Below are 10,296 nucleotides of genomic sequence, written 5' to 3'. Positions count from 1 at the left end.
GGTCTTGCGCGAGATCCCGAACTCCCGGCACACCGCGCTCATGCCTTCTCCGTCGAGCAGGCGAGCCACAAAGCGAAGACGTTCCTCCATCACCGAACACTCTTTCCACGGCATCAACACCTCCCGGCAAAAACCGAAAAGTGTTACCTATGTGTCCGGTACAAATCGTCACCTATGTCTCGGGCCGCTCAAAGGTCCACTCCGACGGATAGGGTACGTCGAACATAGCCTTGTGGTTTGGTCTACATTCGGCCAGTTGGTCTAGCGAGTCGTGAGCCTCGCTGTTTTGGTTTTTGGGACTTTTAGAGCATTGGCAACCCTTTCCTTCCGGTCGCACGAGAATGCTGCAGGCAGGATTGAAATATTCTATGCGCTGAATTACCGAAACCAACGGGCGCGGTCCCTTGGCCGGTTCGAGTGGGTCCGTCACAGATCGCTCGTTCGCTCGACGGATTTGTACCCCCCGAGCCGCCCACCCCATAGTTTTTTCTAACTGCTTGCCGCCTGACTCTCGTCGCAAACAAGCGGATTGCTGCACTCGCAAGTGAAAAAGAGGCAGGCCGGGTCGCGGTGGCAGCAAGTTAAGTTGGCCCAGACGCTCCCGCTCATAGCGATGCACGGGTTCGGGCGCCAAGGGGACATCGGCGTTGCCATCATGGCGGAAGAAGCGCTCTCGCAGCCAATCGTCTAGCCCGTCAAACGCGCTCCGCCGCACAGGCTTGCGAAACGGAACAGTCCCGCCTTCGCGCAGATACCGACGCACCGTATTCGCGCGCACCCGAACTCCTTCCCCAGCCGCTTCGCTCCCCAGCCAAGCTCATGCAGCCGCACCATCGCTGCCACCTCTTCAGGCCGAAGCATCTCCTCTCCCTGCATCGTTCTCGACAATGCAGGAATCGCCGAAATCCCAATCGTCATCCATGCCTCCTCTCATAACCGAGGGGGTCAGTTCTTCATTTCGTCAGGGGTCAGTTTCTCAATTCGCCCGACATCTTCTGGGCTCGGATCGGATGGACGAAGCTCATAGCTCACACGCAGGGGCGGTGGGGAACGCCACTCAGTCGCCACTTTCCTAACAGAAAGCTGCCTTCCCGGCGAGCGGCAATAGGCAAAACCCAGGCAAAACCGACTATCTCCGGTGTCGGCGACCTCATTTGAGGTTCTGATCCAGCCGTCAATGAGCACGTGCTCACATCTGTCCACAACAAATTGGTGTCCCCGTAAGAGAACTTGGATCCGCTACAGCCCGAGATTAATTCGAAAAACCGTCCTCCACATTTGAAGTGTACATTCGATGTAATGCGTTCTTTCTAGTATATATTTGAGTTACATTCAATCAATGATTTAATGGCAGTGAACGGAAAACCTGAATATTACCGGCAAATCGGAAGAAAGGTCAAGGATTTGGCTCCGTGATCCGACCGGTCGCCAGTCGTCCGAAATTATTATCTAACGCACCTTTTCTTAGTCATGCGCCCTCACCAAGCGATCAACCATTCTATCAGAGCCTGCAGGTATGTGATTTGGCGCTAATATACACCCTCTAGTAGGCAATCCCCGGGCGCTATCGAATGAGACAAAGGAATATTGGATGGCAACTCTGCACTACGCCTCGGGTGGTTCCGCCACCGAAATCGCAACCGCCGGCTTCAATCTGGCCGACGTTCAATATGTTAGCCAGGTCAACGCATTGCCGGATGGCATGAAGGGCTTGGTGTATCTGAATGAGCACGAGGGCGTAACCTCATCCTTCATCGAGAAAATGACCCCCTTCCTCGGCAATCCGAACGTGTTCGGATTCTATCTTGTTGACGAGCCCGATCCCACCGGCAGGTGGGGCACCTACGCAACCGCTGAGAACCTGAAGGCGGAATCCGACTGGATCCATGAGCATTTTCCGGGCGCCAAGACCTTCATCACCATGATGAATATGGGGTCCCCGACCAATCCGGATTTTACGAACACCTACAATCCGGCCAACACGCATATCGACTATTTTGGAATAGACCCCTATCCGGTGCGCACGGGAACGGACACGGTCGATTATGACATGATCGATCGAGCCGTGGCTGCAGCGGTGAAATCGGGCATCCCGGTTAGCAACATCGTTCCGGTCTACCAAGCCTTTGGCGGCGGTAACTGGGAGACTTCCGATGGCGGAAGACATGTCATGCCCACCCCCGAACAGATGCAAATCATGATCGATCATTGGGCCGCACTGGTGCCGTCACCTGCCTTCGACTACACCTATAAATGGGGAACGCAGAACGGCGACACCGCGCTTGAAAGCTCCTCCGAATTGCAAGCCTTTTTCCGGGAGCACAACCTCGCTACCACCGGAACCACCCCGCCTCCCGTCGACACAAGCGACATCTTGTATGGCACCAGTGGCGACGATGTATTCCACGGAGCCGGCGGCCACACGATGATCGGCTATGGCGGCAATGATACCTATTATGTCGACGATGTCCGCGACAAGGAGATTGAGGCTGCGGGCGGCGGTACCGATAAAGCATTCGCCTCCGTAAGTCATGCGCTTGCGGCCGGATCGGAAATCGAACTTCTCGCCACCAGTAATCCGTCCGGCACGACGGCAATCAATCTCACAGGCAACGGCTTTGCCCAGACCATTCAGGGCAATGCCGGCGCCAATTTCATCAACGGCCTCGGCGGCGCCGACACGATGACCGGCTATGGTGGCAATGACACCTACTATGTCGACAATGCCGGTGACAAGGTCATCGAGGCGGTGGGCGGCGGCTCCGACCGGGTGGTCACTTCGAGGAGCCATGTCCTTTCGGCTGGCTCGGCGATTGAGCTTCTCGCCACCAACAGTCCGGCCGGCACGACGGCAATGAACCTTGCGGGCAACGAGTTCGGTCAGACAATCCAAGGTAATGCCGGCGCCAACGCGATCAACGGCCGCGGCGGTGCGGACACCCTGACTGGCTATGGCGGCAACGACACTTACTATGTAGATAATGCCGGCGACAAGGTTTACGAGGCGGTGGGCGGCGGTAATGACAAGGTGCTCGCCTCGGTGAGCTACGCGCTTGCAGCCGGCTCTCAGATCGAACGTCTTGCCACTACCACCCCGGCTGGCACGACGGCAATCAACCTCACCGGCAACGAGTTTACCCAGACCATCCAGGGCAATGCCGGCGCCAATGTCATAAATGGCGGCGGCAGCGCCGACAGGATGGTCGGCTATGGCGGCAACGACACCTACTATGTCGACAATACCGGCGACAGAATCTACGAGGCGGTCGGCGGCGGTTCCGACAGGGTGTTCGCTGCTGTGAGCCATGCGATTTCGGCCAGTTCACAGATCGAACTTCTCGCCACCACCAGCCCGTCCGGTACGTCAGCAATCAACCTGACGGGCAACACCTTTGCCCAGACCATCCAAGGCAACGCCGGCGCGAACATCATCAATGGTGGCGGCGGTGCCGACATCTTGACCGGTAACGGAGGCAATGATGCTTTCGTGTTCAACAGCGTTCTTGGAGCCGGCAATATCGACAGGATCACCGACTTCAACAAGCTCCAGGACAAGATCCAACTCGACGACGCGGTTTTTGCCGGGCTTAAGCTGGGAGGCCTTTCATCCGATGCTTTCTTTGCGGGTGCGGCCGCGCATGATAGCTCCGACCATATCATCTACAACAACTCAACAGGAGCACTCTCTTTCGACAGCGACGGGATCGGTGGCGCAGCTCAAATACAGTTCGCCACCCTTTCTCCAGGTCTGTCGCTTGCAGCAGGTTCGTTCCTTGTGATCTGAACGACCCGGAACGGCGGACCCTTTGCTCGAGCCGGTCCGCCGCTCCGTCTTTGTTCAAGCACCGGATTTTCCAAGCGAAGTGACCAGTCTGAGTTGTGCTCTCTTCCTGGAGTGCGACGTCCCCTCTATAAGGCTCACTCCAAAAATGGAGTGGTATCGCTAGTGAGTGTCGTCCGGGAATATCGCAGCGAGCATAGCCTAACAAACGAGCCCGCTTCATTGGCTTATGCGAGCCCTCTCCACGAGCGGAACCCACGCGTTCCGTCGCAGCATCTCCGATTTTCGCGGGAAGTCTTGCTGGGCGCCTTCTGCCGTCCTTGTCGTACGCCTCCGGCGAGGTCCGGCGATCCATGTCGTCGTGATCCTGCTTAAAAGAGGCCCAGATGTGTCAATACTGAGATTTGGCGATAGCCCGCAGCGGCCAAAAGCGCTCAAACGCGTTTTGTCGCCAACTTGACTTTGAGCAGAGATGCAGAGCTCCATCCAACTGGCTACCCTCAATTATGCACTTGTGGTCGCGGAGGAGGGCAGCTTCCTTCGCGCCTCGCGACGTACAGGGATCGATCACTCCGCGCTCAGCCGGCGCATCCGCGATCTCGAATACGCGATGGGTACGAGGATATTTCATCGCCACGCCCGCGGCGTCGGCCCAACCCCGGCCGGCGAGCGCTTCCTGGAGCATCTGCGCTCCGTGCTGCTCGAGCTCGACAACACGCTCACCCTGGCCAGGTCCGGCACCAAACATGACCAACAAAAGCTTTCCATCGGCTCCAACGGGATCCTCCTCGCCGGGCGAGCCTTGGATGCAATCATCGAGTTCGGGCAATCTCATCCCAACGTGACCGTCAGCTTGACAGAAAGTCCTTACCCTTCGCCTGAGGCTGCTCTGGGTGCCACTCAGGTCGACGTGGTCGTGACCTCCTCCTCCGGATTTACCGGCGGCGCATTCGAATTGACGCTGTGGAGAGACACTCTGGCTGTCGTTCTTGCCGCAAATCATTCTCTCGCCAGCCGTTCCGTGATCGAGTGGCACGAGTTGCAGCAGGAGACGTTGCTGGTGCGTAGGGGCGAAGCATTTCAGCTCGCCGACGCCGTTGGACGCGCCGTGCAGCTTCCTTCAATCGTCGAACATCACGTCAGTGCGGGCATCCTTTTGCGCCTTGTCGGAAACGGGCTTGGAGTCGCTCTGATTCACGACCAAGATGCCGACAGTGTTCCTCAGGATGCGGTCTGCCGCAAGCTGCGGATCGGGGGCAAACCAATCCAGATCTCCAGTCTAGCCCGTTGGCGCCCCGACAACGCCAATCCTGCCCTGCCGACCTTCATCTCTTTCCTGCGCGATCGGTATTCGTCCTGACAGTCGTCCGACCGGCATGACCCGAACAGTCACCCGGTTTCAGAGTCTGTCGGGCCCTGGCAAACGCTCTGTCTGTCGTCATAAATCGTGTCAGCATCGGTGCTATCAGTTTTGTCCGGTCTCGCCGCCGAGCAATTCAGCATAGGGGACGACATTGCGACGAGCGGCGCTTGGTAGTTCGACCGTGATCTTGACCGGACGGTCATCGGGAATGGCGGAGAGCTTCAGCTTGCTCATGATGGGTCCCTTGACGCCGCACTCGGTGAGCACCAAAGCCTTCGGCGAGGCGCACCAGATCGCTGAGCGCTGAGCGGATTTGCGGCCAAGGAAACTCAGAACATTCCTCCCAGGCTTCGCCCTCGCGCAACACCGCATCGAGCTTGCCCGCCACGCCGGCGAGAGTCGTAGCTGGGGTGATTGAGAAGGCGTCCAGAAGATCCTTCGTTCGCTCGCCAGCTTCGCCTTCGGCTCTGAGCGCGGCAATGTAACCGGACTTCTCGGCAGCCGCTTCCCAGCGTGCTTGATGCTCAGCAAACTCAGTTTCGGCCTTCTCTCGAAGAGCGGCGGTATCCGGCCCATTGCCGAGTACATGTTTGACTGCCTCGATCGAGTAGAGTGTTAATTGCTCGCCACCGGGCAGGCGGACGTCTACACAAGGAAAACCGACACATTCGGCAAGCCTGGTCTCCAGGCGCTGCTGCTTGCGGCAAAGCCGATCGGTCAACTTGCGGGCTGTCTGCCATTCCCGCAAAAGCGCCAGCGCTGGGTCAGAAGGCACATTGGCCCTCCCGGCGTCGCCTGCAGACGCGTTACCGTTAACCGTCCACGCGGTGGTAGCCGCCACTGTTCCTGCAAGCACTCGCCTGCGGGTGACGAATGGCAGACTCATGCTATTGTCGGAATCAGTCATGATCCGAGCTCCTCAGAAGCTTAGGTTGTGGTCAGGCCGGGTAAGGTGTTGCACCACCTTATTCGGCCGTTTCACACGGGCTCGTTTGCCACCGGTCGAGTGTTGTCCGGGGCTGAGCGAGCGCAGGGTCCACTCTACAGTCTTAAACGAAACCGGCGGCACAATCAAGACTTTTGGTATCAAACGATGCGTCAGGTATAAGATAATGATAACGAGTGAGCAGTTGCGAGCAGCCCGCGCACTTTTGCAATGGGATCAAAAGATCCTCGCCGCGAAGTCAAAAGTGTCAGTCGCGACCATTAAGCGGCTTGAGCCACCCGCTGGCATGTTGAAGGCCAACCAAGTGACGATCGAAGCTCTGAAGCGCGCATTGGAGGCCGGCGGCGTCGAATTCATTCCCGAAAATGGCGGCGGGCCTGGCGTTCGGCTGGCACGCCCTCTGGAAAGCAAATGAATTTCAGCAAACGGGTGGTAAAGGCTTCATCCATGTAAGGCCTAGTGTTTCGATGCTCGCTGACCTAACGGGCGGTTGACTGGCCCCTGCCCGCACTCGACAGCTAAGGATTGGCCAAGTCAAATTCTGCCGTAGTATCGTAGACCGGCATCTTCGTACAATCTCTTTGAAAAACAGCATCGAAACACACGCTCGGCCCATCTCTTAATAGGGAGCGGCTCGCTGCCTACGAGTTCGGTACCTCTGACCGACGTTAGCGGGCCACGGCGGGCCATTCCCACCTTCTACTCGGCCGCTCTGCGCCCAGCGCGACTGTTCAGGGCGATCAGGCTTTTTTGCCTTCGCCAGGCTGCCGGGCTGCTCATTGCGATACCGGGGTCCGATTTCCATGATGAGGGCGGTCCCAGACAAGAAGACCAGCTGCTGCAAGCCGAGGGGTAAGTGCAGGTCGCCTAGCGCTGCATCCTCCTGCGGCAGGTAGCTTTGATCGAGACCCTGTAGGCGACCGAAGGAATCATGGACATGAAGGGCCCGCGACCGGCGCCATAGCCCGCAGTTGCTCGCGAAAATTCAGGCCGCGATGGGCCGATCTGGATCCGATATAGGCGTGACTGAAATCGATGAGCGCCACCAGGTTCGGATGGTCGACCGTGTTCACCGTCTGCGCCACCTCGGCCGGGCTCTGCCGGCACCGACCCGGTTCCATTGGCGAAGAGATCTCGAAGGCGATGCGCACACCATAGGGCTTGCAGAATTCGGCGACTTCGAACAGGCTTCGCATTCGAGTTCCTCGAAACCGGGACCATCGAGAACCTGGTCGGCACGGTTGGGCTGTAGCCGCCATCATTTTCCTTTTGGCGCTCACGTGCCTTTGCAATCAATTTCCCGCTCTGGGCGATTTGCTCCTTAGTCTTTGGTATTCATGAACAGCATCGCATCCTCTGCCATCGCTCTCATGATCGGTATCGCCATGGGAGTTGGCGGGACCTACGCCTAAGATCGGCGCCTGGAAACTCCCAATTGGAAATTCCCACTGAGGAAGAAGCTCGCGCGTCGCTTCAAGCCGTCAAGCCCAATGATTGGCCGAATCTACAATTGTCATTGGGGCAATGCGACAAAGACACCTTGGGACCTGGTGTACGATGCGCTGTTGATGTTACCTATGATGGACTCGGCGGCCAAAGAAAAAGACAATCCATCGTCGGCTTTGCTAAAACCCCGAGCGGCTGGATGGCCTCTCTTTATCAATAACCGTCACGATTTATCAATAACCGTCACGATCTGAAAACGACCGCAAAAGCGTCTCCCAGTCTTTCTCGTCCATGCCGCTCGCACCGTCGCCTAGCAGCGTCCGCACAAGGCCGCCTTGGCGGCAACATCGACCATTGTCGAAGCTCTGATAAAGGCACGGACGTCCAAGTTCCGCGATGCGGAAGCCAGTCCCCTATCCTTTCCACATTGTCGAACGGAGAAGAGCCTGCATGTGCACTGCCAAGTCGAGCTCGCCGCGGCCCTCGATCCTCAAAAGATATCTGGCCTTGGCCCGGCGATCACCTTCTCTGATCGCAGGATAGGCACAGACAGCCAGCAGTGCCCTTTCCTCGGCCCGGCTGGCTCTGTCGTGTTCGCGATTACTGCCGTCCCTTCCTTGGATTGCCTTGCCGAACGCCGCGTACGATGCCTTGTGCGCCTTTATCAGCGCCCGCAGGTCGCGGGACGGTTCTCGGTCCCGGCGTCGCGGCTCTCCGGCGTGAGCCGTTGCCGCAATCGTCGAGCCGATGACGGCACTGCCGGAGCTGAGAAGCAAGACGCGGCGGTTGATCCCGGACATGGTGAACTCTCCTCTTCCACTGCATGGCAGGCTGGCAGATCGGTATCGTAAACACCGGCCGACCGCTCTCATCGTAGCACGACAAGTTGGCGCGTTCCTGTCAGGATGGGTCGCACTGTCGTCCGCGCATCCCAGTGCGACCGCCTGGATCGGGTTTGTCGCGGACCGGCGGCGGGGAGTCTAGCGGATATGGTTTGGACGGGCCGCGCGACACGATCGATACGCGATAGCCTTGAGCCTGAGATTGAGCTGACCGATCTCAGAAGGGCCTGGGGTCCACTTAACTGGGAGAATTACGCGCATAGTTTGGCACGGCCTGATCTCGATCTCCATGTTGTGTTGGCTAAGAGAGACAAAGTGGTGTTGCCAGAGCTATCGGAGAGGTTCATGCAGAGGCTGAAGGACGCCGGGGCTAGGCCAAATATTTTGGAATTAAACTGTGGTCACTATTCGCTCGCCATGCCGCCTTATATTTTGTTGGCCGGTTTGAGCTTGAAGCGGTTACTAAGGCGCGGCCGTTGAGCGGTTTCTGTCATCTACTGACAAGACGGCCCGGCGAGTATGAGTTTGGCGTTGGCCGGTCAGTTCACGAGTAAATTCTCTGGTAGGCGTCACGACACGAAAGTGATGAATCTGGGGTCGCCCCCTACCGAGAACCGACCCGTGCCGCTAATCCTCGCTTCAATCATCGCCGCACCAGCTCCGGAAAGATTTGCGCCCGTTCTCCCGCGCCCGCATTATCTCGCTTTTTGGCCTCTGAAATCCATCAAAGGCATGATGCGTGTTTGATATCTTAATCTAAGATTATAGTCGGCCGGGGCCCCACTTCAGCAGGAGGGCAGGATGTCCAAGCGCGTTCCATTTACTCCGGGAGATTTAACGGACCATCAAAGGGGCACCGATGACGTCCTTGTGGGCGACAACAGTGTAAACGGCTTGTTTGGGGATGCTGGCGGCAGCATGTTCGACCATGCTCGGGGTGGAAATGATACCCTAACCGGCCACACCAACGTCACCGGTGGCGACGTCCGCCATCTTCTCTCGGGTGACGCGCTGTTCCAATTCGATTTCGCTCGGGGCGGCAACGATACCCTGATTGGCGTCAGCAACAGCAGCAGCGATGCCGGGGTTTTCAATGAAGTCTGGGGCGAGGCAGCAAACATGTTCAACTCCGCTCGGGGCGGCAACGATACCCTGATCGGCGGCAACAACACTGGCGGTGACGGTGCCCTAGTTTCCAATGGTCTCGTGGGCGACGGGGCAAATATGCACGACTCTGCTCGGGGTGGCGACGATACCCTGATCGGCGGCAACAACACTGGCGGTGGCCAGGTTCTTAACGCTCTCTTCGGCGATGCATTTGTTTTCTTTGACTCCGCCGAGGGCGGCAACGATACCCTGTACGCTGGGACCGCTGCACCCGGCAGCTTGGTCAGTAACCTAATGTGGGGCGATGGGGAATTTGACAGCGCTCAGGCTCAAGGCGGGAGAGATCTGTTTGTATTCAAGGACGATGGTCCAATGACAGTTGGATTCAATAACGAAATCGAAGACTTCAGCCAGAGCCAAAATGACAAAATTCAGTTTAGCGGCGTGGAGGATGTGCAATCTTTCAATGATCTCACAATCACCAGAATTGGAACTGGCACCATCATTACCGCAGGAGCGGATCAAGTCACTCTCGATAATTTCACGGGCACGTTGACCGCGCATGACTTTCTGTTCGTGTGAAAGCGGAATTCCCTTCGCCGCACGAACGCCTGATTACTGTTTACGCATTTGCTATTGGGTGTCCCAGACGAAGCGACCCGAAGCGGTCGCCGGTGGCAAGCAATAAATGTCCCTGTATGACCCCGAAGCGGTCTCTTTTGACCGGCAACGGGTGAGCAGTGCGCGTTGATTTAGAACCTGGATCACACCGCCGCGAGCGAAATCCACGCTCGCGTTTGGCCCCGTGGTG

Annotated in this window: 9 protein-coding genes and 3 pseudogenes; 6 read left to right on the top strand and 6 right to left on the bottom strand. The window is 57.7% G+C overall.

The window, feature by feature from the left end; all coding sequences use genetic code 11:
* On the bottom strand, nt 1-114 hold a 114-nt coding region (locus NKI79_RS23195; RefSeq protein WP_352804809.1), incomplete at its 3' end, for a helix-turn-helix domain-containing protein.
* Between the two features lie 523 nt (nt 115-637).
* A pseudogene (locus NKI79_RS23190) lies at nt 638-918 on the bottom strand (IS21 family transposase); the annotation flags it as partial.
* 673 nt (nt 919-1,591) lie between these two features.
* Here NKI79_RS23190 and NKI79_RS23185 point away from each other — a divergent pair.
* Nucleotides 1,592-3,784, top strand: a complete 2,193-nt coding sequence (locus NKI79_RS23185; RefSeq protein ID WP_352804792.1) for a calcium-binding protein — start codon at nt 1,592-1,594, stop codon at nt 3,782-3,784.
* A gap of 469 nt (nt 3,785-4,253) precedes the next feature.
* Complete coding sequence (locus NKI79_RS23180) at nt 4,254-5,141, top strand: LysR family transcriptional regulator (protein WP_352804789.1); 888 nt, start codon at nt 4,254-4,256, stop codon at nt 5,139-5,141.
* Here the strand turns inward: NKI79_RS23180 and NKI79_RS23175 are convergent.
* Both NKI79_RS23175 and NKI79_RS23170 read right to left on the bottom strand, forming a co-directional pair.
* Nucleotides 5,107-5,378: pseudogene (locus NKI79_RS23175) on the bottom strand (DUF2274 domain-containing protein). The gene NKI79_RS23180 and the pseudogene NKI79_RS23175 overlap by 35 nt on opposite strands.
* Nucleotides 5,344-6,051, bottom strand: a complete 708-nt coding sequence (locus tag NKI79_RS23170; RefSeq protein ID WP_352804787.1) for a hypothetical protein — start codon at nt 6,049-6,051, stop codon at nt 5,344-5,346. The pseudogene NKI79_RS23175 and the gene NKI79_RS23170 overlap by 35 nt, the downstream one beginning before the upstream one ends.
* A 205-nt stretch (nt 6,052-6,256) precedes the next feature.
* Between NKI79_RS23170 and NKI79_RS23165 the strand changes: the two genes are divergently transcribed.
* On the top strand, nt 6,257-6,505 hold the full coding sequence (locus NKI79_RS23165; RefSeq protein ID WP_352507667.1) for a helix-turn-helix domain-containing protein: 249 nt from the start codon (nt 6,257-6,259) through the stop codon (nt 6,503-6,505).
* 514 nt (nt 6,506-7,019) lie between these two features.
* Here the strand turns inward: NKI79_RS23165 and NKI79_RS33320 are convergent.
* The gene (locus tag NKI79_RS33320) at nt 7,020-7,286 is read right to left on the bottom strand and encodes a TIM barrel protein (RefSeq protein ID WP_502909851.1); all 267 of its coding nucleotides are present in this window, start codon (nt 7,284-7,286) and stop codon (nt 7,020-7,022) included.
* A gap of 239 nt (nt 7,287-7,525) precedes the next feature.
* Between NKI79_RS33320 and NKI79_RS23155 the strand changes: the two genes are divergently transcribed.
* On the top strand, nt 7,526-7,756 hold the full coding sequence (locus NKI79_RS23155) for a hypothetical protein (protein ID WP_352804784.1): 231 nt from the start codon (nt 7,526-7,528) through the stop codon (nt 7,754-7,756).
* A gap of 193 nt (nt 7,757-7,949) precedes the next feature.
* Here the strand turns inward: NKI79_RS23155 and NKI79_RS23150 are convergent, their stop codons facing one another.
* On the bottom strand, nt 7,950-8,336 hold the full coding sequence (locus NKI79_RS23150) for a hypothetical protein (protein WP_352804781.1): 387 nt from the start codon (nt 8,334-8,336) through the stop codon (nt 7,950-7,952).
* Nucleotides 8,337-8,507: 171 nt separating this feature from the next.
* On the opposite strand from NKI79_RS23150, the pseudogene NKI79_RS23145 reads away from it, so the two are divergent.
* Nucleotides 8,508-8,858 (top strand): annotated as a pseudogene (locus NKI79_RS23145) (RcgR family putative quorum lactone hydrolase); the annotation flags it as partial.
* Between the two features lie 321 nt (nt 8,859-9,179).
* Nucleotides 9,180-10,067 carry a hypothetical protein gene (locus NKI79_RS23140; protein ID WP_352804779.1) on the top strand — a complete coding sequence of 296 codons (888 nt, stop codon included), beginning with the start codon at nt 9,180-9,182 and terminating at the stop codon, nt 10,065-10,067.
* Nucleotides 10,068-10,296: the final 229 nt, after the last annotated feature.

Origin of the sequence: Mesorhizobium sp. M0340 (genome assembly GCF_040321535.1) — a bacterium.
GTDB lineage: Bacteria > Pseudomonadota > Alphaproteobacteria > Rhizobiales > Rhizobiaceae > Mesorhizobium.
Note: the sequence above shows the minus strand (reverse complement) of the source record. Positions and strands in the feature narration are given on the sequence as shown.

Coding starts and splice junctions, on each gene's coding strand:
- NKI79_RS23185 (WP_352804792.1), top strand. CDS start 1,592: ATGGCAACTCTGCACTACGCCTCGGGTGGTTCCGCCACCGAAATCGCA.
- NKI79_RS23180 (WP_352804789.1), top strand. CDS start 4,254: ATGCAGAGCTCCATCCAACTGGCTACCCTCAATTATGCACTTGTGGTC.
- NKI79_RS23170 (WP_352804787.1), bottom strand. CDS start 6,051: ATGACTGATTCCGACAATAGCATGAGTCTGCCATTCGTCACCCGCAGG.
- NKI79_RS23165 (WP_352507667.1), top strand. CDS start 6,257: ATGATAACGAGTGAGCAGTTGCGAGCAGCCCGCGCACTTTTGCAATGG.
- NKI79_RS33320 (WP_502909851.1), bottom strand. CDS start 7,286: ATGCGAAGCCTGTTCGAAGTCGCCGAATTCTGCAAGCCCTATGGTGTG.
- NKI79_RS23150 (WP_352804781.1), bottom strand. CDS start 8,336: ATGTCCGGGATCAACCGCCGCGTCTTGCTTCTCAGCTCCGGCAGTGCC.
- NKI79_RS23140 (WP_352804779.1), top strand. CDS start 9,180: ATGTCCAAGCGCGTTCCATTTACTCCGGGAGATTTAACGGACCATCAA.